Origin of the sequence: Sulfitobacter sp. W074 (genome assembly GCF_025142275.1) — a bacterium.
GTDB classification, from domain to species: domain Bacteria; phylum Pseudomonadota; class Alphaproteobacteria; order Rhodobacterales; family Rhodobacteraceae; genus Sulfitobacter; species Sulfitobacter profundi.
The window spans coordinates 2,278,702-2,301,878 of sequence record NZ_CP081130.1 but is presented as its reverse complement, the minus strand read 5'-3'; the positions used below and the strand labels follow the sequence as shown (position 1 = coordinate 2,301,878).

Sequence of the window (23,177 nt, the reverse complement as noted above, 5' to 3'; positions counted from 1 at the left end):
GGGTTTCCTGTTGAAGACAGGAAAGCGCCCGAAAACACAAGCAGACAATCCAAACTGTGCCTAAATCCGCGCTCCTACCTGCGACAGTTCGTCCCGCAGCGGGTTCAGGATAAGAGATTGAAGCTTCGGCCTTGGATCTGTAATCATTCTAAAAGCTGAATATGGAAGGGGCCCTTCCTGTTCGCGCCAAAAGATGGAGACGCGCAATGGACTATAACGAGAAGCTCGACGCGGCGATTGCGCGCCTGCATGACGAAGGCCGCTACCGGACCTTCATCGACATCGAGCGTCGCAACGGCCAGTTCCCCCATGCGGTCTGGACCAAGCCCGACGGATCGCAGCAAGATATCACCGTTTGGTGCGGCAACGACTACCTTGGCATGGGGCAAAACCCCGTTGTGATCGAAGCAATGGAAGAGGCCCTGCGCGCGACCGGGGCAGGCTCTGGCGGCACGCGCAATATTTCTGGCACAACGGTTTACCACAAACAGCTTGAGGCCGAACTGGCCGATCTGCATGGCAAGGAAGCGGCGCTGCTGTTCACCTCGGCCTATATCGCCAACGATGCCACGCTTTCCACGCTGCCCAAGCTGTTTCCGGGGCTGATCATCTATTCCGACGCGCTGAACCATGCCTCCATGATCGAAGGGGTGCGCCGCAATGGCGGGGCCAAGCGCATCTTCCGCCATAACGATCTGGACCATCTGCGCGAGTTGATGGAGGCCGATGACCCCGCCGCGCCCAAGCTTATTGCATTTGAATCGATCTATTCCATGGACGGTGATTTCGGCCCCATCGAAGAGATTTGTGATCTGGCTGATGAATTCGGCGCGCTGACCTATATCGACGAAGTGCACGCCGTGGGCATGTACGGCCCGCGCGGGGCAGGGGTGGCAGAGCGTGACCGCCTGATGCACCGGCTCGACATCATCAACGGCACGCTGGCCAAGGCTTACGGCGTCATGGGCGGCTATATCGCGGCCTCTGCCAAGATGTGCGACGCGATCCGCTCCTATGCGCCGGGCTTCATCTTTACCACTTCGCTGCCGCCCGCCGTGGCGGCGGGGGCGGCGGCTTCGGTTGCCTATCTCAAACGCGCGCCGGAACTGCGCGAAAAGCACCAGCAGCAGGCCAAGGCGCTGAAATTGCGGCTCAAGGGGTTGGGCCTGCCGATCATCGACCACGGCAGCCATATCGTGCCCGTCATGGTGGGCAACCCGGTCCATACCAAGCTGCTGTCGGACATGCTGCTCGAAGATCACGGCATCTATGTCCAGCCCATCAACTTCCCCACGGTGCCACGCGGTACAGAGCGGCTGCGCTTCACGCCGTCGCCGGTGCATGGGCCCAAGGAAATGGACGCGCTTGTTCGCGGGATGGACACGCTCTGGTCTCATTGTGCGCTGAATCGTGCCGAAGCTGCGGGCTAACGCAGCGCTATTCGTGTTTTGCGTTGTCTTGTGGTAGCCTTTTGTCAAGAAAAGGCTACATCCGAATCGTTGGGGCGTGTTTGGATCAAAGCTACAGGCTAACAGGGACAGGGCATATTGATGATCGGGCGATGGGCCTCCAGAACCGCTGAGGACGAAACAGTCGAACCCAAAGGGTTCGATGCATTCGAATTGCGGTTGGGGGATGTCATGCGCGGTGAACGCGCCACGCTCGGTAAATCCCTGCTCGACGTGCAGCGCGAATTGCGCATCAAAGCCTCCTATATCGCGGCGATTGAGAATTGCGACCCGGGTGCATTCGACACGCCCGGTTTCATCGCGGGCTACGTGCGCTCCTACGCACGCTACCTCAACATGGACCCCGATCAGGCCTTTGCCGCATTCTGCAAGGAATCCGGTTTCGCCGTGGCCCATGGCATGTCCGCCGAAGCCTCGGTGGTTAAAAAGCCCAGTTTCGAAGAACGCCGTAAGACCCCGAAAGAAGACGATCTTTTCGCCCGCCCCAATACGCCTTTCGTGCCCACGGGCGATGGGCTGCTCAGCCGGATTGAGCCGGGTGCGGTCGGCTCTTCGCTGGTGCTGATCGCGCTGATCTCTGCTATCGGCTTTGGCGGCTGGACCGTCCTGAAAGAGGTTCAGCGCGTGCAGGTGGCGCCGGTGGATCAGACCCCGATTGTGCTGTCCGACCTTGATCCGCTGGACGGGGCACTGGCCCGCGCACCAGACGCGGAAGACGATTCCGCTGCGCCCCAAAGCGTGGAAAGCCCGCGCGCTGATGCGCTCGACCGGCTTTATCGCCCGCAGGCTTTGGATGTGCCGGTGTTGGTGGCGCGTGATGCGCCCATTGCCTCCATCGATCCGCGCTCCGTCAGCAATTTCCCGACCCCCGACCGCCCTGCCACGGCAGAGCCAAGCACCGCCGTGGCCGAGAATGGCACGATCGACGCTGCCATCGACGAAGCCCTGATGCTTGCCAACGCCGAGACCGATCTGCCCAAACCGCAGGTGGTTGAGCCTTTGGGAGACAAGGTGCGCATGGTCGCGGCCTATCCCTCATGGGTGCGGGTGCGCGCCGCCGATGGCACGGTGATTTTCGAAGGCGTGATGAATAAGGGCGACACATGGGATGTCCCCGTCACCGAAGAGCCGCCCTCCCTGCGGACGGGCGAATCCGGTGCGCTTTATTTCGCGATGGCAGACGGATGTTTCGGCCCTGTCGGGCCGCGTGGTGCTGTCACTTCGAATGTGCCGCTCCACGCGCAGGCGCTGGCCGAACTTTATCAGCCAGTTGACCCAAAGGCAGAGCAATCGCTGAGCCGGATGTTCGCCGATCTGGAAGGCTCGCTTGACCCTTCCGCGCTGGCGGCGATGCCCTGTCAGGGCAGCTAAGCGCGCGGGCCGTCGCTTCCCATTGCACATGATGCCCCGGCTGAATAGGTAGGGGCCATAGCCCCTGATCCCGCGAAAGGTGTCTTCATGTCGCTTCATTCCATTCGCCCTTGGCGCGATATTCCGCGTCGCAAGTCCCGGCAGATCATGGTGGGCAATGTGCCAGTGGGCGGTGATGCGCCGATCACCGTGCAGACCATGACGAATACGCTGACCACTGATGTGGCCGCCACCATCCAACAGGTGCAGACCGCCGCCGATGCGGGCGCGGATATCGTACGGGTTTCGGTCCCGGATGAGGCGTCTTCCAAAGCCCTGCGTGAGATCGTGCGCGAGGTGTCTGTGCCCATCGTGGCGGACATTCATTTCCATTACAAACGCGGGATCGAGGCCGCTGAGGCCGGTGCCGCCTGCCTGCGCATCAACCCCGGCAACATCGGCGACGAAAAGCGCGTTCGCGAAGTCATCAAGGCCGCGCGGGACCATAATTGCTCCATTCGGATCGGCGTGAATGCAGGCTCGCTGGAGCGGCATTTGCTGGAGAAATACGGCGAACCTTGCCCCGATGCGATGGTCGAAAGCGGTCTGGATCACATCAAGATCCTGCAAGATAACGATTTCCACGAGTTCAAGATTTCCTGCAAAGCGTCCGACGTCTTCATGGCCGCCGCCGCCTACCAACAGCTTGCCGATGCCACTGACGCGCCCATCCACCTTGGTATTACCGAGGCAGGCGGACTGATGTCGGGCACGATTAAGTCGGCCATCGGTTTGGGCAATCTGCTGTGGAGCGGGATTGGTGACACGATCCGTGTTTCTCTGTCGGCCGATCCGGTCGAAGAGGTGAAAGTTGGCTATGAGATCCTCAAATCTCTGGGCCTGCGGCATCGCGGTGTGAACATCATCTCTTGCCCCTCCTGCGCGCGGCAAGGATTTGACGTAATCAAGACTGTCGAGGCCTTGGAAAAACGGCTGGAGCATATCAAGACGCCCATGAGCCTCAGCATCATTGGCTGTGTGGTGAATGGCCCCGGTGAGGCGCTGATGACCGATGTGGGTTTCACCGGCGGTGGGGCCGGGTCTGGCATGGTCTATCTCGCGGGGAAACAGAGCCATAAGCTTGGGAATGAGGGCATGATCGAGCATATCGTCGAGCAGGTCGAAGAACGCGCGGCGCAGATTGAGGCTGAAGCGGTGAAAGCGGCGGAATAGGGTAGTGGCTGGGCCGCTGGCCGGGTGGCGGCGGACAGGGTGCGCTGCGGTATTTTTAAAAGGATGAAGATGATGGGGGGCGCGTGAACCGGGAGGGGCGCGTGCTTTTTGGCTGTTTGGAAGCTGTTCTTAATCAGCGGGTTGGTGGTGAAGGTTAATGTGGTTGGGGGTGAGGTATTTCTCTAGGACCACGGGCGGCATGTGGCCGTTGAGCACCATCTCAGGCAGTACGTAGAAGGGGGCGGCGTCGAGCCCTAGGGCGGCGGCCCAGCGGGCGGCTTGGGGCGTGGGCAGTTCGTGTTGGATGAATGTTAGCCCGTAGCGCTTTGTAATTTCATTTAGTTCTTTGACGGCGGTATTGCAGGTATCGCAGTCTGGCGCGGTGAAGAGCGCCACGGCGTTGCCTGCTAGAAGTTCGGGGGCGAGGCGTTCGAGCAGGGTTAGGTCGTCTTGGATATATTGCCGCATTTCGGATTGCGCGGGCTGTGGCGCTGCCAAGGCTTTGGCGATGACATCGCCATTTGCCAAAATCGCCGCGCGCAATTCAATGTCAAAGGCGGCACGCGCGGTGGGGTCAAGCGTTCGAAGATCACCGGCCCAGACAGGCAGGGCCAGGGCGAGAGCTGCCATGGCTGCCGGGGCGCGCATTTTTAGCCGCGTTTTTCGTCCACCAGTGCCATCATCTGATCGTAGGGCAGGTAGCCGCGCAGCATCTCATCCTGCATGACGAAGGTAGGGGTGCCGGTGATCTGCAGCTTTTGCGCCAGCGCGCGGGTCTGGGTAATTTCCTGTATGACTTCATCGCTGTCCATCTTGGCTTCGATCGCCGGGACATCCAGATCAAAGCTTTCGCCTAAACGGCGCAGCGCGGGCAGGGAGACCTCACCGTTGAAGGCCATCAGGGCATCGTTCAACTGCTTGTAGGCATCGCCGCCCGCGACCTGTTTGGTCGCCACGGCAAAGCGCGACGCCAGCATGGATTGATCGCCAAGGATTGGGAATTCTTTGACGATCAATTTGATATTACCGTCCGTTTCCAGCAGCTTGGCCACTTCGCCATGGGCTCGTTTGCAATAGCCGCAGCGGTAGTCGAGGAATTCGACCAGCGTGATGTCGCCATCCGGGTTGCCACCGACCCAGGAATAACCGTCGTCGAAAATTTCATCTGCGTTGGCGGTGACCAGATCAAAATCGGCCTGCATCTGCGCTTCGGCCTGACGGTTTTGCATCTGCTCAACGGCCTGCAGGATCACCTCGGGGTTTTCCATCAAATAGGCGCGGACTTCGGCGCGGAACTGCGCGCGCTCGGCGTCGGTTAGCTCGGTCAAGTCCATGGCCCCGGCGGGGGCGGCAAGGGCCAGCGCGCTGGCAAAGGCGGGGGCGATGAGGCGGGTGAACATGGGCGGTCCTTTCGGTAAAGCTGCGAAATAGGGGCCAAGGGTTGACGCCCGGCATCAGGCGCGGTGAAAGCATATGCCGAGAGTAGGAGCAAGCCCATGCGCAATTCAACCAGGTCCGCCGTTGATCCCTTTATCGTGATGGACGTGATGCAGGCCGCCAGCGCCGCCGAAGAGGCGGGCCGTCACATCATTCATATGGAGGTCGGCCAGCCCGGCACAGGCGCGCCCAAAGGGGCGGCCGAGACGTTGACAAAAGCCATGGGAGAAGGCGCGCTTGGCTATACCGTGGCGCTTGGCTTGCCCGCGCTGCGCGCACGGATCGCGCGGATGTACGGGGAATGGTACAACGTGGATCTGGACCCGGCGCGGGTGGTGATCACGCCCGGATCCTCGGGCGGGTTTCTGCTGGCCTTTACCGCGCTGTTTGATTCCGGAGACAGGGTGGGCATCGGCGCGCCGGGCTATCCCAGCTACCGCCAGATCCTGCGCGCCTTGGGGATGCAGCCGGTCGATCTGCCCGCCGCACCGGAAAACCGCTACCAACCTGTGGCCTCTGATTTCGCGGGCGAAGACCTGTGCGGGTTGTTGGTGGCCTCGCCTGCCAACCCCTCGGGCACGATGCTGGACCGGCCTGCGCTTTCGGCGCTGACGGATGCCTGTGTGGCCAATGACATGTCCTTCATCTCGGATGAGATTTACCATGGCATCGAATACGACAAGAAGGCCGTGACCGCGCTGGAGGTCACCGACGACTGCTATGTCATCAACTCCTTCTCGAAATATTTCTCGATGACCGGCTGGCGCGTGGGTTGGATGGTGGTCCCCGAAGATCAGGTGCGCGTGGTTGAGCGGATCGCGCAAAACATGTTTATCTGCGCCCCCCATGCCAGCCAGATCGCGGCGCTGGCGGCGATGGACTGCGATGATGAATTGCAGGCCAATCTGGCGGTCTATCGCCGCAACCGCGACCTGATGATCACCGGGTTGAAAGAGGCTGGGTTCACCGACATCGCGCCGCCCGATGGGGCGTTTTATGTCTATGCAGATGTCTCCCGCTTTACCGATGACAGCCGCGCCTTTGCCGCTGAAATTCTGGAAAAGGCAGGCGTCGCCGTGACCCCCGGTCTCGATTTCGACCCGGCGCGGGGGCATAAGACGCTGCGCTTTTCCTATGCGCGCAGCACGGCAGACATGGAAGAGGGGATTGCCCGGCTCAAAGCCTTTATGGCCGCACGCTGAGCGCTGGTTTGCACGCGCGGCAGGTGATAGAAGGGCGAAAACGGGCAGGGTGATCAATCATGCGGGCAATTCTTAAGGGACTGGCAGTGGCGCTGGTCTGTGCGGTGCCGGTGGCCGGGGCCGCGCAGGAGTTGACCGCGCTGGCGCGGGTCGATCCGGTGGAGAGCGCGGTGAAAGACGGTTGGTTTGGTAAAACCGACCTGACCGTGGCGCTTAGCCAAGGGGTGCCTTTTCGGGTTTTCCTGTTGGATGATCCTGCCCGTCTGATCGTCGATTTCCGTGAGGCCGATTGGTCAGAGGTGGCGCGCGGCGACCTGCTGAAGAAACCGGGCCGTATCTCTGCCCTGCGCTTTGGCGCGTTTCAGCCGGGGTGGTCGCGGTTGGTGGCGGATCTGGCCGAACCGATGATACCTGCGGAAATTGGCATGCCAGTGGATGCAAGCAGCGGTAAGGCGCGGCTTGAAATTACGTTGGAAACCGTCGCGGCGGAGGTCTTTGCCAAGGCCGCGGGCGTGCCCGTGGATCCCGATTGGACCACCGCGCTCACCGCCCCGCCAAAGCCAGCGGCGGTGGATAAGGACAGCTTTACCATCGTGTTGGACCCCGGTCACGGCGGCATCGATCCCGGCGCGCAGCGCGAGGGGCTGGACGAAAAAGATCTGATGCTGAACTTCGCCCGCGATCTGCGCGATGCGCTGCGGCGCAAGGGCGTGGATGTGTTGCTGACTCGTGACGATGATATCTTTGTGGCGCTGGAGTACCGGGTGGCCATCGCCCATCAGGCCGAGGCGGACCTTTTCATCTCCCTTCACGCCGACAGCCTGTCGCAGGGCGGGGCGAGCGGGGCCACAGTCTATACCCTTTCGGATGATGCCAGCGACGTGGCGACCGAACATCTTGCCGCGCGTCATGACCGGTCCGACATCATCGCGGGTGCGGATTTGACCGGCTCGGATGATCAGGTGGCGGGTATCTTGCTTGATCTTGCCCGCCAAGAGACCGAGCCGCGTTCGGATGCTTTGGCCGCGACTTTGGTCGAAGGCATGCGTGCGGCGGGCGGGCCGATGAACAGCCGACCGCTGCGGCGGGCCGGGTTTTCAGTCTTGAAATCTGCGGATATTCCATCGGTTCTGGTCGAAGTGGGGTTCCTCAGTTCGAAACGGGATCTGACCAATCTGCGCGATCCGGTGTGGCGCGCGTCGATGGTGAGCGCCATGGCGGATGCGATCGTTGCCTGGCGTGATCAGGATGCGGCGCTCAAGCCCTTGATCAGAAAGTAAATTAGAATGATATGGCCGGTTTGGCGATGGGCGAACATTCGCCCTCGCTGGCGGCCATGTGTTTTGACCCGAGCCAGTGCATCCTGTATAGGCTCGGAACTGTCCCTAGCCAATGGTGGTCCGCGCGCGTGTTTCGATTTGTTCTGTCCTTTTTCGGGGGGATTTTTACCACCCTGACCCTGAGCGTCGGCATGGTGGCTTTGACCATCGGGGCAGTGTTCTGGATGTATGGCCGGGATTTGCCCAGCCATGAGTCGCTGGCGCAATATACGCCGCCGACGATCAGCCGGATTTACTCGGGCCAAGGCCGTTTGATCGATGAATTCGCCAAGGAGCGCCGTCTTTTTGCGCCCGCCAACACCATCCCGGATCTGGTGAAACAGGCGTTCATCTCGGCGGAAGACAAGAACTTTTACACCCACGAAGGCTATGACCTGCGCGGCATCGGTGCGGCGGCGGTGGATGCGGTCAAATCCCGTGGCCGCGATGTGCGCGGTGCCTCGACCATCACCCAACAGGTGATGAAGAACTTCCTGCTGTCGGGTGACCGCCGGGCCGAGCGCAAGATCAAAGAGATCATCCTAGCCACCCGCATCGAAGAGACGCTGAGCAAAGAGAAGATCCTTGAGCTTTACCTGAATGAGATTTTCCTCGGGCAGAACTCCTATGGCGTGGCCGCGGCCAGCCAGACCTATTTCAACAAAACGTTGAGCGAGTTGGCCCCGCATGAGGCCGCCTTCCTCGCGTCGCTGCCCAAGGCGCCGTCGGATTACCACCCGGTGCGCCGCAAGGACCGCTTGTTGGCCCGTCGGAACTTCGTGCTGCGCGAGATGAAGGAGAACGGCTATATTTCGGAAGCGGCTTATGAGACGGAAGTGGCGCTGCCGCTGCGCTCGGTCCAGAACGGTGATTTTGAAAGCTTCAAGGCCGAGCTGCCGCCGCGCGATTACTTCACCGATGAAATTCGCCGTCAGCTCAGCGAGAACTTCGGCGAGGGTGAGTTCTTTACCGGCGGTTTGACCGTGCGCGCGACCATCGACAACGAAATGCAGCCTATCGCCGCCAATGCGCTGCGCCGTCAGTTGGAGCAATATGACCGCGGGCAGGGCATCTGGCGCGGCACACGGTTCGAAATCCCCGCCGATCAGTTGACCAGCGAAGAGAAATGGCGCGCCGCCCTCGCGGACCTGCGGGTGCCGCGCGACATCGATCTGGAGAACCAGTGGTATCCTGCCGTGGTGCTGGAGGTCGGCAATAGCGATGCGCGGATCGGCATCGAAGGGGTCGATGAAGATCAAGATGGTCACTGGATTCCTGCCGATGATGTGCAATGGGCGCGCAAGCGCTTGGACGACGGCAAACTGGCCTCCAAGGCTCAGGTGGCGGGCGATCTGCTTGAGGTTGGCGAAGTGGTGTTGGTGCGCCGCATGACCTCCGATAGCGACGGTTCCTTCATCCGCTGGACGCTGCGGCAGGTGCCCGAAGTGCAGGGCGGTTTCGTCGCCATGGACGTGCACACGGGCCGGGTGATTGCGATGCAGGGCGGGTTCTCTTATCAGGCGAGCGTGTTCAACCGCGCGACCCAAGCCAAACGGCAGCCGGGGTCGAGCTTTAAGCCCTTCGTCTATGCCTCCGCGCTCGACAGTGGCTATAGCCCGGCGACCATCGTGGTCGACGCCCCGATTGAGATCAACACACCGCAGGGTGTCTGGCGGCCCCAGAACGCCTCGCATAAATTCTATGGCCCCGCGCCCCTGCGCACCGGGATCGAACAGTCGCGCAACCTGATGACCATCCGTCTGGCGCAAGAAGTCGGAATGGATGTGGTCGGCAGCTATGCCGAGCGTTTCGGCGTTTATGACGATCTGGCGCCGCTGCTGTCGAATGCACTCGGCAGTCAGGAAACCACGCTGTATCAAATGGTATCGGCCTATGCGATGTTCGCCAACGGCGGCGAACGGGTGCAGCCCACGTTGGTTGACCGGGTGCAAGACCGCTATGGCCGCACCGTCTACAAACATGACGAACGCAAGTGCTACGACTGTGAGCAGATCAACCTCGCGCCCGGCGCAGCGCCGCGGATCATTTCCAACCGCGAGCGGGTGATGGACCCGGTGACGGCTTATCAGCTGACATCGATGATGCGCGGCGTGGTCGAACGCGGCACGGCCCGCAATGCGGTCAACCTGCCGGTGCCGATCGCGGGCAAGACCGGCACCACCAACGATGAGAAAGACGCATGGTTCGTCGGCTTTTCGTCCAACGTGGTGGCAGGCTGCTACATCGGTTTCGACACGCCGCGCCCGATGGGTCGGGGCGCGGGCGGCGGGCGGCTTTGCGCGCCGGTCTTCCAGCGCTTCATGTCCGAAGCGATCAAGAAATACGGCGGCGGTGACTTTGCGGTCCCCGAACAGTGCCGCTTTATCAAGATCGACCGTTTCAGCGGCGCGCGGCTGAGCGATAACGCCTCGGGTGGAAATGTGGTGTCGGAATGTTTCCGCGATGGCGAAGAGCCGCTGTTTGGCATCTCCTTCGATGGCGGCTTTGCCATGGGGGCGGACCTGCCATTGGTCGAGGAACTGGGCGGCTCGGCTGCATCGTCTTCGCGTCAGGTCACCACATCGACGGGCAAAAAGGCCACCGTCGGCCCCAAGGCAAGCTTTGGCACGCTGAGCTCGGGCGGTCTCTACTAATCAGGTCGGCGGGGCGAAGGCGCGCTTTGCCTCCCCCCACTTGCCGCCGCTGGCGGGCTGGTCTATCTCTCGTGCGGCTCCGGTTTTCGGGGCCGCATTACTTATCAAAGGCAGGCACACATGCGCGCAGAGGCACAGAATACCGCGGACCAGATCAGCAAATCGCTGGAATTGCTGGCCCAGCGACTGGATGTGGAGACCGCGCCCTACCGGCTGGAAGAATTCAACGCCCGCGTCGAAGATCCGAACCTTTGGGACAACCCTGATGCCGCGCAAAAGCTGATGCGTGAGCGCCAGTCGCTGGTGGATGCCATCGACACCTATGAGGGCATCAAACAGGAACTGGCCGACAACGTCGAACTGATCGAGTTGGGCGAGATGGAAGAGGACGAGGAGGTCATCTCCGACGCCGAGGCCGCGCTGAAGGCGCTGGCGGAAAAGGCCGCCCAAAAGGAACTCGAAGCGCTGCTGAACGGTGAGGCCGACAGCAACGACACCTTCCTAGAGATCAACGCAGGCGCGGGCGGTACGGAAAGCTGCGACTGGGCCAGCATGCTGGCGCGGATGTATGTCCGTTGGGCCGAGAAGAAAGGCTATAAGGTCGATCTTCAGGCCGAAAGCGCGGGCGACGAGGCGGGCATCAAATCCGCGACCTATAAGATTGAAGGGCACAACGCCTACGGCTGGCTGAAGTCCGAAAGCGGCGTGCACCGTCTGGTGCGCATCTCGCCCTTCGACTCGGCGGCCAAGCGGCACACCTCTTTCACGTCCGTAAAAGTCTACCCCGTGGTCGACGACAACATCGAGATCGAAGTGAACCCTTCGGACATCCGCATCGACACCTACCGGTCGTCCGGCGCAGGCGGCCAGCACGTCAACACCACCGACTCGGCGGTGCGGATCACCCACCATCCCACGGGCATCGTCGTGACCTCTTCGGAAAAGTCGCAGCACCAGAACCGCGACATCGCCATGAAAGCGCTGAAATCGCGGCTTTATCAGATGGAGTTGGACAAGCGTTCAGCCCTCGTGAACGAGGCGCATGAGAACGCGGGCGACGCGGGCTGGGGCAACCAGATCCGGTCCTATGTCTTGCAGCCTTATCAAATGGTGAAAGACCTTCGCACCAATTACGAGACATCGGACACCAAGGGTGTGCTCGACGGTGATCTGGATGGGCTGATGGGGGCAACGCTGGCGCTGGCGGTCTCGGGCAAAAGCCGGGCCGAGGCGCAGGGCGACTAAGCCGGTGCCGTCCCCCTTCATGGAATAATATGTAGCAATAGGGGGACATGATGGATTTGCTAGATTGGGACGCTTCGGACCTGTCCGAGGCGCTGGCCGCGCGCAGGATTTCTGCGGTTGAACTGATGCAGGCGACACTTGCGCGGATCGAGGCGGTGAACGGCAAGGTGAATGCCGTCATCTCCCTCCGCGACCGTGACACATTGCTGGCCGAGGCAGAGGCGTCCGACGCCAGCCCGCGCAAGGGTTGGCTGCACGGTATCCCCATGGCGATCAAGGATTTGGCTGACGCAGAGGGGCTGCCAACGTCTCAAGGGTCACCGCTTTTCGGTGCCCAGCCGGCCGAGCGGGATCATCCCGCTGTTGCGCGGCTTCGCGCGGCAGGGGCGATCGTCATCGGCAAAACCAACACGCCGGAGTTTGGCCTCGGCAGTCATACGTTCAATCCGGTTCATGGCGCGACGTGCAACCCTTATGACCTAGGCCGCTCGGCTGGCGGTTCCTCGGGCGGGGCGGCGGCGGCACTGGCGGCGCGGATGGTTGCCGTTGCCGATGGGTCCGACATGATGGGATCCCTGCGCAATCCGGCGGGCTGGAACAACGTCTACGGGATGCGGCCGACATGGGGCAGGGTGCCGTCGGATGATGGCGGCGATCTGTTTCTGCACCAGCTTTCGACCTTGGGGCCGATGGCGCGCAGCCCCCGTGACCTCGCCGCCCTTCTTGATGTGATGAGCGGCGCCGACCCGCGCCAACCCCTGACCCGCTCCGGCCCGGATACGGCCCCGGATATCGATGCGGCCCTGCCCGCGCAGCGTGTGGGGTGGCTGGGCGATTGGGGCGGTGCCTTCCCCTGCGAGCCGGGGATCATTGACCTGAGCGAAGCCGCATTGAACCGTTTGGCCGGGCTGGGGCATGAGGTCATACCAATCGCCGCGCCTTTTGATGCAGATGCGATGTGGGAAAGCTGGATCACGTTGCGGTCCTTTGCCGTGGCGGCCTCATTGGGGGCGATCTACGACGATCCGGCGCGGCGGGACGGGTTGAAACCCGCTGCGCAATGGGAGGTCGCGCGCGGGCAGGGGTTCTCTGCCTCTGATATCCAGCGCGCCAGCGGCATCCGCTCCGATTGGTTCCGCGCCGCACATGCTCTGTTCGAAGAGGTCGACGTTCTGGTGCTGCCCTCCGCGCAGGTCTGGCCGTTCGATGTTGGGATGGTGCACCCGACCGAAATCAATGGCCAGCCGATGGACAGCTATCACCGCTGGATGCAGGTGGTGGTGCCCGCATGCCTGATCGGTCTGCCGGTGGTGAATATTCCTGCAGGTTTTGATAATCGCGGCCTGCCTTTGGGGCTGCAACTGATCGGCAAACGCGGCAGCGACGCGCGCTTGTTGCAACTGGCGCAGGGCTGGCATCGGGCGACAGGCTATCCGCAGGCGCAGCCCCCCCGGCTGTAGCAGGCCTCAATTGAACGGCGCGTCGGGCTGAAGCAGGCGGCGGTGATAGGGCATCAGGGCGTCGATGTCGATAAATCCCGCCTGCCGCGCCGCGGGCAGCACCGTTTTGGGATCTTTGCCAATGTATTCGTAGGTCAGCCGCGTCACCCGCGCGCCTGCGGCACTTTCGGGCGCGGTACGGGTGACATATCCCACCCAAAAGTTATTCTCGAACGAGGCGACACGGTTGAGGTAGTTGAACGACCCGGTCAGCGTGCGACGCCGCGATACGACGATGGAAACGCCATTCTCTTGCTGCGAGACGATGCCGCGATATTCGCGCGCAGTGGGGCTGGTGGGCAGCCCTTGCTGGCGTAGTGAATGCGCGCTCTCGTAGCCCCGCAGGAAGGTGCTGCTGCCGTCGCGCTTGATGTAGACGACCCCGGTCACAAACCTGTCTTGATCCAGAAACGACCGCCGTGCGAAGCGGTAAAAGCCGCTGGGAAAATCCGCCTCGGGCACGTTCTGAACCCCGGTCCCAAGGAAATCCCGCAGGAAACTGTTGTTGATCGGATCTTGGTTGAGCGAAATCTCGGTGACTGGCTCCAGCAACACCCGCGCATCGATTTCGAAGAAGCGGCAGATCCGGGCCAGCACGTCAGGCCGAGGGAAGCTTTCGCCCGAAAGGTAGCGGTTGAACTGCGTACGGTTGATCCCAAGTTGCCGGGCAAGATCGGAGATCGACGTATAATCCGCCGCCAACTGGCGCAGATTAGCACCAAACATGCTGCGAAGTTCAGAGGGGGAGCGGTTGGAAGCGGACATGCAGCCTCGTTCTGATTTGCGACGCAGCCATAGGATACGGGCTGTTTTGGCCAGAGGATTAACCGACTGACGCGAAGGCGCGTCACAGGTGACGCTAATTTGAGGTTGACCCTACTGGAACCGACACAAAATGCAAGCGGGCGTTGCATTTTAACCTATGTTACACCTTTTTCGATTGTCGCAGAATGAAGGTCAATTATCAGAAGCGGGGGGTACTATGATTGGTGTAGTTCTGTGGAGCGATAATACCGCTGGCAAAGCAGTGTTTTGGTGCGAAGATCAGGGCGATCTTGCCTATTACGAAGAGCCTGCGATCTGTATGGGGCACGGTTCGGGGTTCGACCCGGGCGACATGGTACAGTTCGGCATCACAGTGCATCGCAAACTACGCATCGCGGATAACCCAAGGGTGGTTCTGGAGGACGCGGCGTCATATCTGCCCGACGCCCTGCGCCATGATGGGCCCGCGGTGCAAGAGCCGCAGGCGGCAAAACCGCGCGGGGGCGCTCAGATCATACCCTTTACGACCAAGCCGGAACCGCGCCGATGCGGCGCGGCCCAGCTCAAAGCCTGACTCCCAACCCGATCAGACCCCGCGGGCGAGGGCGGCAACGCCCGTGCGGGCAACATCGGCCAGCCCCAGCGGGCGCATCAATTCGGCGAAAGCGTCAATTTTATCCGGCGCGCCGGTGATCTCGAAAACAAAGCTTTCCAGCGTGCTGTCGACCACATTGGCGCGGAAGATATCCGCAAGCCGCAGCGCTTCGACCCGGTGGTCGCCCTTGCCGACAACCTTGAAGATCGCCAATTCACGCTCAACGCTTGGGCCTTCGACGGTGAGGTCATGCACCTCGTGCACCGGCACGATCCGACCCACCTGCGCCTTGATCTGCTCGATCACCTGTGGCGTGCCGCTGGTGACGATGGTGATGCGCGACAGATGCCCGGTGTGGTCCACCTCGGCCACGGTCAGGCTGTCGATGTTATAGCCACGTCCCGAGAACAGGCCAATCACCCGCGCCAGCGCGCCGGGTTCGTTCTCGACCAGCACTGCAAGCGTGTGTTTTTCGACCACATCCGAGAAATTGGGCCGTAGGTTATAGGCGGAATGCGAGGTCGCACCTTTCTTGATTTTTAGGGCAGCCATGTCTTTGTCCTTTTATCTAGCCGCGGGAATTTTTTAAAAATTCCCGGTCGTTTTCTTTGAAAGAAAACGGGTCACACCAGCACTGAGCCTTTTGCGTCGATCACACCTTGGGTCTCATGATCCCCCGGCAGCAGCATTTCGTTATGCGCCTTGCCGCTTGGGATCATCGGGAAGCAGTTTTCGTGCTTCTCAACCAGACAGTCAAAGATCACAGGCCCGTCGTAGTTGATCATCTCCATGATCGCGTCATCCAGATCGTCGGGGTCGTGGCAGATGATCCCCTTGGCGCCAAAGGCTTCGGCCAGTTTGACGAAATCGGGCAGGGCTTCGGACCAGCTTTGCGAATAACGCTCGCCGTGCAGCAGTTCCTGCCACTGGCGGACCATGCCAAGGCGTTCGTTGTTGAGGATGAACTGTTTGACCGGCAGGCCGAATTGCATCGCTGTGCCCATCTCTTGCATGTTCATCAACCACGAGGCTTCGCCCGCCACATTGATCACGAGGGCGTCGGGATGCGCCATCTGCACCCCGATGGAGGCCGGGAAACCATAGCCCATGGTCCCGAGGCCACCGCTCGTCATCCAGCGGTTCGGCTCTTCAAAACCGAGGTATTGCGCGGCCCACATCTGGTGCTGGCCCACTTCGGTGGTGATATAACGGTCATGACCCTTGGTCAGCGCTTCGAGCCGCGACAGCGCGTGCTGGGGTTTGATGACCTTGCCGGATTGGGTGAACTTCAGACAATCCTTTGCGCGCCATTCCTCAATCTTGGACCACCATTTGGCGAGCCCCTCACTGTTGGTCTTGCGGCCGCGGGATTTCCAAACCTTCAGCAAGTCTTCGAGCACATGGCCCACGTCACCGACAATTGGAATGTCGATGCGGATCACCTTGTTGATCGACGACGGGTCGATGTCAATATGCGCCTTGGTGGATTTGGGGCTGAAACTGTCGATGACGCCGGTGATCCGGTCGTCGAACCGCGCGCCGATGTTGATCATCAGATCGCAGTCATGCATCGCCATATTGGCTTCATACAGCCCGTGCATCCCCAACATGCCCAGCCATTTGTCACCGGACGCAGGGTATGCGCCGAGACCCATCAACGTCGATGTGATCGGGAAACCCGTGGCATCGACCAATTCGCGCAGCAGCTGGCTGGCCGCCGGGCCGGAGTTGATGACGCCGCCGCCGGTGTAGAAGATCGGGCGCTTGGCCGTCTCCATCGCCGCCACCAGTTCGGTGATCTCGGCCATATCGCCCTTGACCTGCGGTTGATAGCGCGAGGTGGAGGGTTTGGGGGACTCGTAATGGCCCGTGGCAAATTGCACGTCTTTGGGAATGTCGATCAGTACCGGGCCGGGGCGGCCGTGGGTGGCGACATGGAAGGCTTCGTGCAGCGTGGCACCAAGGGTGTCGGTCTCTTTCACCAGCCAGTTGTGCTTGGTGCAGGGGCGGGTGATGCCCACGGTGTCGGCCTCCTGAAACGCATCAGAGCCGATCATAAAGGTCGGCACCTGACCGGTCAGCACCACCAGCGGAATGGAATCCAGCAGCGCATCCGTCAGGCCGGTGACCGCGTTGGTGGCACCGGGGCCGGAAGTCACCAGCACCACGCCGGGTTTGCCGGTCGAGCGGGCATAGCCTTCGGCGGCATGCACCGCGCCCTGCTCGTGGCGCACCAGAACGTGTTTGATCGAGTTCTGCTGAAAGACCTCGTCGTAAATCGGTAGCACCGCGCCACCGGGATATCCAAAGACGGTGTCCACACCCTGGTCAATCAGGGCTTGGACGATCATTTTCGCTCCGGTCATCTGGCGTTTCATCTTGGGTGCTCCGTAAGGCAGGTTATTGGCGTTTGGCATAAAAAAACCCCCGGTCTGACGGGGGCGCATGGGAAGGATTATGGTTAACCGTTACCGGCCCATGCGCGTGTGTCCTACAATAATGACTAGGTCGATCATCTCAGGGGTCCTCTTTGCGTGGCGTGAGATTATGAGGGGGAAAGGGGGGCGTCAACAGCGAAATGCCGAAAATCTTGTGCTTGGGTGGGGATTAATTGCTCTTTTATTTCGCCGAGGCGCCATTTTGGGTTCTTTTCGCAAAGAAATTTGCCCTCAGGCGAATTTTATTGAATTACGGGGTGTGTTTATACACGTGATTCAATGGGGCAGCCCAATGGTCCGCTCCGGTTGCGCGCAAAATCTGTAGGCTGGCTCAGCGCCTTAGCGCGGGCTGACATCCGGCAGGGTGATATTGGCCACCTGCTCGGCAATGGGATCATTGCTGAGCGGATGCTGGTCAGGCACGAAACCCTCAGGGTCGCGCATCTTTTGCCACTGCCCGCCCATATAAACCTCAAGTCCCGAGAACTTGGCCTTGTACCCCATCTTTTGACTGCCCGGCACCCAGTAGCCAAGGTAGACATAGGGCAAACCCGCTGCGCGGGCGATTTCGATGTGGTCGAGGATGATGTAATTCCCCAACCCGTTGCGGGGCCGGTCGGGGGTGTAGAAGGAATAGACCATGCTCACCCCGTCGCCCAAGACGTCCGTCAGGCAGACGCCGACCAGCGCGTTATCGGCCTCGGGGTCGGTATATTCGATGACCCGACTGCGGATCGGGGTTTCCTCGATCATTGCGGCGAATTCAAAGACATCCATATCCGCCATGCCGCCATCCGCATGGCGGCTGTCGAGGTAGCTGCGGAAGAGGTCATATTGCTCTTCCGTGGCCCAAGGAGAGGTGGCTCGCCGCTCAAGCCCCGCGTTGCGGTTCAGAATGCGACGCTGGCTTTTGCTGGGGCGAAAGGCCGCCACGTCGATCCGCGCCGACAGGCAGGCGGCGCAATCGGCGCAAGACGGGCGGTAAAGGACGTTCTGAGAGCGGCGGAACCCTTGGCTTGATAGGCTGTCATTCAGGCGTGCGGCATTGTCGCCCTGAAGGGCGGTGAACAGCTTGCGCTCCATCCGGCCCTCCAGATAGGGGCAGGGCTGCGGCGCTGTGACATAGAATTGCGGTGTCAAAGGCAGTGTATGTCGCATGGGTTTCCAGCATTTATCGGGGGATGCTATCAACCCCCCCCCGCTGCGCCAAGGGCAAATTTGCGTGATACCCTAGCGGCTGAGGCGGCGATTCACCGGCACCGTGCCAAGCGCCATATCCGTGAGGCTTTGACGGCGGGCCGTGGTGCAGATAAGAACGGCCGAGACGACCTGAATGATCGTGACCGTCATCGACAGCGAATAGCCGATGGTATGCAAAAGCGCGGTCATGAAATCAAAGGGCCGGTCGCGGTGGTCGCGCAGCTCCATCGCCATTAGGCGCATCCCCCATGTGGCCGACCCGCTGGTCAGCGTGGCCACCCGGTAGGCAAAGCCCACCACCAGCGTGAGAAAGGGGAAAAAGAACAGCCCGGTAAAGGCCGTGAAGGGCAGGATCAGCAGGCAAAAGACGATCACAAGGGTTACATCGACGATCCAAGCCAGCAGCCGTTTGCCAGCGATGCCGTCATAGAATTGCGGGTGCAGATCGGGGTCGGGTGTCTGGGTCATGTTTTGTCCTGCAAAAGGCCTCCCGGCGCGGGGCCGAGAGGCGGGGGTCAGGGTTGATTTAGGCGCTTGTAGCCGTGTCGTCACGTTTGGCACGGTCGTCCATGAACTGGTCGAACTCGGCCTTGTCTTTGGCCTCGCGCAGACGCTCAAGGAAGGCTTCGAAGTTGCCTTGCTCCTCTTCCAGACGGCGCAGCGTGTCGGCCTTATAGGCGTCGAAGGCGCGGTTGCCGGTGCTGCGTGACATCGTTACGCGGCTGGATTTGCGGGTGCAGGATTTCGAAGAGAACATGCGTTTGCTCCAGATCATATAAGCCAGAAGGGCAAGGCCGAGGGGCCAGAAGAAGATAAAGCCAAGCACCATGGCGGCGATCCAAGCGCTTTTGCCACGGGCGTCCATCCACGCTTCAGTCCGGGCAAGCCAGTTGCTGCTGCGGCCATAGGTCGGGTCGGTGGTCACTGTTGTCATTGTTGAGCCTTTCGGTCCTCATGGGCCTGTCGCCGGCCCGGGCGTTTCGGTTGATGTGAATGTCTTTCACATTGAATAGATCGGAACGCCGAACCTGTTTCGCAAGGGGCTATGTGAATGTTTTTTACATTACTCGGGAAGAATCAGTAAATTTAGCAACTTGTGCGCCGGAAAGCTGCGCCATTTTCTGTGGCTTAAGGCAGAATACGTGATGCGGCGTGCCCGCGGCGGCCCAGACCAGCGGGAATTCTAATAGGTTTCGGTCAAACCACGCACGGGGCGGCGTGATATGGCCCAACGGGGCGACACCGCCAATGGCAAAGCCGGTCTGCGCCCGGATCAGCGCGGCATCGGCCTTGCCCAAGGGTTCCCCAGCCAGCGCGGCTGCACGTGTCAGGTCAACTTGTTGCGCGCCTGCGGTGATGAACAAAAGTGCCGCCCCGCTGTTTTCGCCGCGCAGGACGATGGACTTGGCGATCTGGTCAACCTCGCAGCCAAGTGCGGTGGCCGCATCGACTGCGGTGCGCGCCAGTGCCGTCTCGCGAATTTCGGTCGTCACCCCGGCGGCCTCCAGCGTGGCGCGCACCCGTTTCAAACTCTTGCTCATCTTCTTCCCTTTACTGCCCGGCCCCGGTGGCGGGGCACAGGCCAAAGTCCTACCAAGGCCGCGCCGTGCCGCAACCCCCATTGACGCCGCTTGGATCAGCCCGCAAAGCTGGCCCCATGACAGACCCATCGCTTGCCGCCCGGATCACCCGCTCTCCCCGCATCTATCACCGCGAACGCGCGCAGGATGCGGCGGCGCTCTTGCCCGATCTTGCGCCGGACCTGCGCGAGATGATCTCGGCTGCCGCCTCTACCGCGCCCTATCTAATGGCACTGTTGGAAAAGGAAGCGGCTTGGCTTGGCGAGGCCGTGGAAAACCCCGAGGCCGCTCTGGCCGCCAATTGCGCCGCGGCGGCAGAATTTGCGCCCGACCGGCTGGCCGATGGGCTACGGCAGGGCAAACGGCGCATGGCGCTTCTGACCGCGCTGGCCGATCTGGGCGGGGCATGGTCGCTGGAAGAGGTGACCGGCGCGCTGACCGATTACGCCGATGCCGCTTGCGGGGCGGCCCTGCGGGCGGGGCTGGCGGCACAGATCAAACGCGGCAAACTGCCGGGGATGACGATGGACGATCTGGCCGACTGCGCGGGCATGGTTGTCTTTGCCATGGGTAAAATGGGCGCGCGGGAACTGAATTATTCCTCAGACATCGACCTCATTTGCGTCTTTGACGAAAGCCGCTTCGCGCCTGATGATTTCCACGCCGCCCGCAGCGCCTTCGTCAAGGCGACGCGGGCGATGTCGGGCACGTTGAACGACATTACCGCGCAGGGCTACGTCTTTCGCACCGATCTGCGCCTGCGTCCTGACCCGGCGGTCACCCCCGTTTGCATCGCGATGGAGGCAGCCGAGCGCTACTACGAAAGCCTAGGCCGCACATGGGAGCGCGCGGCCTATATCAAGGCCCGTCCGGCGGTCGGTGATATCGCCGCAGGGGAAGCGTTCTTGCAATCATTGCGCCCCTTCGTCTGGCGCCGCCATCTGGATTTCGCCGCCATCCAAGATGCGCACGACATGCGGCTTGCCATTCGCGAGCACAAGGGCTTGGGCGGGCCGATCACTCTGCCGGGGCATGATATGAAATTGGGCCGGGGCGGCATCCGTGAGATCGAGTTTTTCACCCAGACCCGACAGCTCATCGCCGGGGGGCGCGATGCGGAGTTGCGGCCCCGTGGGACGCTGGCAGGGTTGCAGGTGCTGGCCGAGAAGAACTGGGTGCCCAAAGAGGTCGCCGAAACGCTCGGCGATCACTACCGCGCACACCGCACGGTAGAGCACCGCTTGCAAATGGTGCAGGACGCGCAGACCCACACGCTGCCCCGCAATGATGCCGATTTTGAACGTCTGGCCGCCATGATGGATATGGATGTCAATGACTTGCAGGCCGATCTTCACAACCGACTTCAAGCCGTGCACGACCTGATCGAAAGCTTTTTCGCCGCCACGCGGGAGGAGCCAGAAGCCGCCCGCCCGGCGCATCAATTCGACACCTCGGTGCTTGACCGTTGGCCCAGCTATCCCGCGCTGCGCTCGGAACGGGGGGCGGATATTTTCGGGCGGCTACAGCCGCTGCTGCTGGACCGTTTGGCGCAATCTGCCAAACCGGACGAAGGGCTTTTGGCCTTTGACGGTTTCCTCGCTGGCCTGCCCGCCGGGGTGCAGCTTTTCTCGCTCCTGCGGGCCAATCCGCAACTGGGCGATCTTTTGGTGGATATCGTCGCCACATCGCCTGCGCTGGCCGCGCATCTGTCGCGCAACTCTGGCGTCTTCGATGCGGTGATCGGGGGGGATTTCTTTTCGGACTGGCCGGGGCAGACCAAGCTGACCGAGATGTTGCAACAGCATCTCGCGGCAGAGGCCGATTACGAGTTGCGCCTTGATGGCACCCGCCGTTGGGCGCGCGAATGGCATTTTCGGATCGGCGTGCATCTGCTGCGCGGGCTGATCGACGCGGCCACCGCCGGGCGCCAATATGCCGAGTTGGCCCAAGCGGTCTTGCAGGCGCTCTGGCCCGTGGTCGTCGATCAATTCGCCACCCGGCATGGCCCGCCGCCGGGGCGCGGGGCGGTGATCCTTGGCATGGGCTCGCTTGGGGCTGGGCGGCTAACGCCGACCTCCGACCTCGATATGCTGGTGATTTATGATGCCGATGGGGTGGACAGTTCCGACGGCCCCAAACCCCTCGCCACGCGCAGTTATTATGCCCGGCTGACCCAAGCGATGATCACCGCGATGACCGCGCCGATGGCCCAAGGCAAGCTTTACGACATCGACATGCGCCTGCGGCCCTCGGGCAATCAGGGGCCGGTGGCCACCAGCCTCGCCAGCTTTGAGAGCTACCAGAAAGAGCAGGCTTGGGTCTGGGAGCATCTGGCCCTTACCCGCGCACGGGTGATCGCGGGGGCAGAGGATCTGGGCCGCGATGTCGAAGCGCTTCGGGCTGAAATCCTCAGCCGCGCCGCCCCGCGCGACAAGGTTCTGGGCGAGGTCGCGAAGATGCGCCAGCGCATCGCCGCCGCCCGCAGCCCTGCAGGGCTGCTCGACGCCAAGACGGGCGCGGGCCGCTTGCAGGATATCGAACTGTTCGCGCAGGCAGGCGCGCTTATCGGCGGCACCGGGGCGCGTGAGATCGACGCGGGCCTTGCCGCCGCGCGCGGCGAAAACGTGATTGATGGGCAGGCGGAAGCCGCGCTTTCCTCGGCCTATACCAACGCATGGACCCTGAATTGCGCCGCGCGTCTGCTGTCGGCCAATCCTATTGATGCGCGGACAATGGGGCAGGCGGGAGCGAGCTTTCTCTGTCGTGTGTTAGCTTGTGGCGATCTTGCGGCATTGGAGGCCAAGATGCAGGGCGATTACGGCACCGCGGCTCAGATCATCGACGCGGCGCTGCCCGAGCCGGGACAGGAGGGGGCATGAGCGATCCAGATGACCCAAAGGGTTTGATCCGCGAATCCTACCGGATGGAGGGGATCGGCCCCGCCGAATGCCGCAGCATCTTTCTCGACTGGGCTTTGAGCTTGCCCGAGGGGCAGGACAACGCCGCCGCCATCACCCGTTTGCTGGAACGCTACGGTGCGGCCGCCGCGGGTCACCCGATGACCCAAGTGCTGCGCGAGGGGCAGACGACGCTCACCACCCCGCGCCGCAGGGGCGGTTGGCGGGGGAGGGCGCGCAACTGACCGCCGATCTGGGCCTGCGAAACCTCTTTCCCCAGCCGCGCGAACGCAG

The 23,177-nt window shown here is 61.7% G+C and carries 20 protein-coding genes; 11 read left to right on the top strand and 9 right to left on the bottom strand.

From position 1 onward, the window contains the following. Positions 1–206: 206 nt before the first annotated feature. From hemA to ispG, 3 genes are all read left to right on the top strand, one after another. Positions 207–1,430, top strand: a complete 1,224-nt coding sequence (gene hemA / locus K3762_RS11375; protein ID WP_120351283.1) for a 5-aminolevulinate synthase — start codon at positions 207–209, stop codon at positions 1,428–1,430. Positions 1,431–1,550: 120 nt separating this feature from the next. Continuing rightward, positions 1,551–2,840 (top strand): RodZ domain-containing protein, encoded by a 1,290-nt coding sequence (locus K3762_RS11370; protein WP_067626198.1) that lies wholly within the window; start codon positions 1,551–1,553, stop codon positions 2,838–2,840. 87 nt (positions 2,841–2,927) lie between these two features. Then, a complete protein-coding gene (ispG, locus tag K3762_RS11365) occupies positions 2,928–4,052 on the top strand; it encodes a flavodoxin-dependent (E)-4-hydroxy-3-methylbut-2-enyl-diphosphate synthase (RefSeq protein WP_067626200.1) in 1,125 nt (374 codons plus the stop codon). A 129-nt stretch (positions 4,053–4,181) separates the two neighbouring features. Here ispG and K3762_RS11360 read toward each other — a convergent pair whose 3' ends face one another. Both K3762_RS11360 and K3762_RS11355 read right to left on the bottom strand, forming a co-directional pair. Next, a complete protein-coding gene (locus K3762_RS11360; protein WP_260009494.1) occupies positions 4,182–4,682 on the bottom strand; it encodes a disulfide bond formation protein DsbA in 501 nt (166 codons plus the stop codon). Between the two features lie 20 nt (positions 4,683–4,702). Further along, positions 4,703–5,452 (bottom strand): DsbA family protein, encoded by a 750-nt coding sequence (locus K3762_RS11355; protein WP_120351281.1) that lies wholly within the window; start codon positions 5,450–5,452, stop codon positions 4,703–4,705. A 96-nt stretch (positions 5,453–5,548) separates the two neighbouring features. Here K3762_RS11355 and K3762_RS11350 point away from each other — a divergent pair, with 96 nt between their 5' ends. The 5 genes from K3762_RS11350 to K3762_RS11330 all read left to right on the top strand — a co-directional run bounded on the left by K3762_RS11350 (position 5,549) and on the right by K3762_RS11330 (position 13,369). Further along, the gene (locus K3762_RS11350) at positions 5,549–6,691 is read left to right on the top strand and encodes a pyridoxal phosphate-dependent aminotransferase (protein WP_132444544.1); all 1,143 of its coding nucleotides are present in this window, start codon (positions 5,549–5,551) and stop codon (positions 6,689–6,691) included. Positions 6,692–6,750: 59 nt separating this feature from the next. Next, complete coding sequence (locus K3762_RS11345) at positions 6,751–7,971, top strand: N-acetylmuramoyl-L-alanine amidase (RefSeq protein ID WP_132444545.1); 1,221 nt, start codon at positions 6,751–6,753, stop codon at positions 7,969–7,971. Positions 7,972–8,099: 128 nt separating this feature from the next. Next, positions 8,100–10,664 (top strand): penicillin-binding protein 1A, encoded by a 2,565-nt coding sequence (locus K3762_RS11340; protein ID WP_132444546.1) that lies wholly within the window; start codon positions 8,100–8,102, stop codon positions 10,662–10,664. Positions 10,665–10,784: 120 nt separating this feature from the next. Continuing rightward, positions 10,785–11,909: a peptide chain release factor 2 gene (prfB, locus tag K3762_RS11335; RefSeq protein WP_120351278.1), complete on the top strand. Its 1,125-nt coding sequence runs from the start codon at positions 10,785–10,787 to the stop codon at positions 11,907–11,909. 50 nt (positions 11,910–11,959) lie between these two features. Further along, on the top strand, positions 11,960–13,369 hold the full coding sequence (locus tag K3762_RS11330; RefSeq protein WP_132444547.1) for an amidase: 1,410 nt from the start codon (positions 11,960–11,962) through the stop codon (positions 13,367–13,369). Positions 13,370–13,375: 6 nt separating this feature from the next. Here K3762_RS11330 and K3762_RS11325 read toward each other — a convergent pair whose 3' ends face one another. Continuing rightward, positions 13,376–14,173: a helix-turn-helix domain-containing protein gene (locus K3762_RS11325; RefSeq protein ID WP_165935562.1), complete on the bottom strand. Its 798-nt coding sequence runs from the start codon at positions 14,171–14,173 to the stop codon at positions 13,376–13,378. A gap of 217 nt (positions 14,174–14,390) precedes the next feature. Between K3762_RS11325 and K3762_RS11320 the strand changes: the two genes are divergently transcribed. After that, positions 14,391–14,747: a hypothetical protein gene (locus K3762_RS11320; protein ID WP_132444548.1), complete on the top strand. Its 357-nt coding sequence runs from the start codon at positions 14,391–14,393 to the stop codon at positions 14,745–14,747. Positions 14,748–14,759: 12 nt separating this feature from the next. Here the strand turns inward: K3762_RS11320 and ilvN are convergent, their stop codons facing one another. The 6 genes from ilvN to K3762_RS11290 form a co-directional block, all read right to left on the bottom strand. Continuing rightward, entirely contained in the window at positions 14,760–15,320 is a 561-nt protein-coding gene (gene ilvN, locus K3762_RS11315) for an acetolactate synthase small subunit (protein WP_067626213.1), read from the bottom strand. 71 nt (positions 15,321–15,391) lie between these two features. Continuing rightward, entirely contained in the window at positions 15,392–17,146 is a 1,755-nt protein-coding gene (locus K3762_RS11310) for an acetolactate synthase 3 large subunit (RefSeq protein WP_120352223.1), read from the bottom strand. 399 nt (positions 17,147–17,545) lie between these two features. Then, entirely contained in the window at positions 17,546–18,364 is an 819-nt protein-coding gene (locus K3762_RS11305) for an arginyltransferase (protein WP_067626217.1), read from the bottom strand. 72 nt (positions 18,365–18,436) lie between these two features. Further along, entirely contained in the window at positions 18,437–18,874 is a 438-nt protein-coding gene (locus K3762_RS11300) for an RDD family protein (protein ID WP_132444549.1), read from the bottom strand. Positions 18,875–18,932: 58 nt separating this feature from the next. After that, on the bottom strand, positions 18,933–19,340 hold the full coding sequence (locus tag K3762_RS11295; RefSeq protein WP_132444550.1) for a DUF2852 domain-containing protein: 408 nt from the start codon (positions 19,338–19,340) through the stop codon (positions 18,933–18,935). Positions 19,341–19,464: 124 nt separating this feature from the next. Further along, positions 19,465–19,947, bottom strand: a complete 483-nt coding sequence (locus K3762_RS11290) for a YbaK/EbsC family protein (protein WP_260009493.1) — start codon at positions 19,945–19,947, stop codon at positions 19,465–19,467. Between the two features lie 116 nt (positions 19,948–20,063). Here K3762_RS11290 and K3762_RS11285 point away from each other — a divergent pair, with 116 nt between their 5' ends. Both K3762_RS11285 and K3762_RS11280 read left to right on the top strand, forming a co-directional pair. Further along, a complete protein-coding gene (locus tag K3762_RS11285; protein WP_132444552.1) occupies positions 20,064–22,865 on the top strand; it encodes a glutamine-synthetase adenylyltransferase in 2,802 nt (933 codons plus the stop codon). Next, a complete protein-coding gene (locus K3762_RS11280) occupies positions 22,862–23,128 on the top strand; it encodes a hypothetical protein (RefSeq protein ID WP_132444553.1) in 267 nt (88 codons plus the stop codon). The genes K3762_RS11285 and K3762_RS11280 overlap by 4 nt, the downstream gene beginning before the upstream one ends. Positions 23,129–23,177: the final 49 nt, after the last annotated feature.

Excerpts from the sequence above, each read along its gene's own strand:
- hemA (WP_120351283.1), top strand. The coding sequence starts at position 207 with ATGGACTATAACGAGAAGCTCGACGCGGCGATTGCGCGCCTGCATGAC.
- K3762_RS11370 (WP_067626198.1), top strand. The coding sequence starts at position 1,551 with ATGATCGGGCGATGGGCCTCCAGAACCGCTGAGGACGAAACAGTCGAA.
- ispG (WP_067626200.1), top strand. The coding sequence starts at position 2,928 with ATGTCGCTTCATTCCATTCGCCCTTGGCGCGATATTCCGCGTCGCAAG.
- K3762_RS11360 (WP_260009494.1), bottom strand. The coding sequence starts at position 4,682 with ATGGCAGCTCTCGCCCTGGCCCTGCCTGTCTGGGCCGGTGATCTTCGA.
- K3762_RS11355 (WP_120351281.1), bottom strand. The coding sequence starts at position 5,452 with ATGTTCACCCGCCTCATCGCCCCCGCCTTTGCCAGCGCGCTGGCCCTT.
- K3762_RS11350 (WP_132444544.1), top strand. The coding sequence starts at position 5,549 with ATGCGCAATTCAACCAGGTCCGCCGTTGATCCCTTTATCGTGATGGAC.
- K3762_RS11345 (WP_132444545.1), top strand. The coding sequence starts at position 6,751 with ATGCGGGCAATTCTTAAGGGACTGGCAGTGGCGCTGGTCTGTGCGGTG.
- prfB (WP_120351278.1), top strand. The coding sequence starts at position 10,785 with ATGCGCGCAGAGGCACAGAATACCGCGGACCAGATCAGCAAATCGCTG.
- K3762_RS11330 (WP_132444547.1), top strand. The coding sequence starts at position 11,960 with ATGGATTTGCTAGATTGGGACGCTTCGGACCTGTCCGAGGCGCTGGCC.
- K3762_RS11325 (WP_165935562.1), bottom strand. The coding sequence starts at position 14,173 with ATGTCCGCTTCCAACCGCTCCCCCTCTGAACTTCGCAGCATGTTTGGT.
- K3762_RS11320 (WP_132444548.1), top strand. The coding sequence starts at position 14,391 with ATGATTGGTGTAGTTCTGTGGAGCGATAATACCGCTGGCAAAGCAGTG.
- ilvN (WP_067626213.1), bottom strand. The coding sequence starts at position 15,320 with ATGGCTGCCCTAAAAATCAAGAAAGGTGCGACCTCGCATTCCGCCTAT.
- K3762_RS11310 (WP_120352223.1), bottom strand. The coding sequence starts at position 17,146 with ATGAAACGCCAGATGACCGGAGCGAAAATGATCGTCCAAGCCCTGATT.
- K3762_RS11305 (WP_067626217.1), bottom strand. The coding sequence starts at position 18,364 with ATGCGACATACACTGCCTTTGACACCGCAATTCTATGTCACAGCGCCG.
- K3762_RS11300 (WP_132444549.1), bottom strand. The coding sequence starts at position 18,874 with ATGACCCAGACACCCGACCCCGATCTGCACCCGCAATTCTATGACGGC.
- K3762_RS11295 (WP_132444550.1), bottom strand. The coding sequence starts at position 19,340 with ATGACAACAGTGACCACCGACCCGACCTATGGCCGCAGCAGCAACTGG.
- K3762_RS11290 (WP_260009493.1), bottom strand. The coding sequence starts at position 19,947 with ATGAGCAAGAGTTTGAAACGGGTGCGCGCCACGCTGGAGGCCGCCGGG.
- K3762_RS11285 (WP_132444552.1), top strand. The coding sequence starts at position 20,064 with ATGACAGACCCATCGCTTGCCGCCCGGATCACCCGCTCTCCCCGCATC.
- K3762_RS11280 (WP_132444553.1), top strand. The coding sequence starts at position 22,862 with ATGAGCGATCCAGATGACCCAAAGGGTTTGATCCGCGAATCCTACCGG.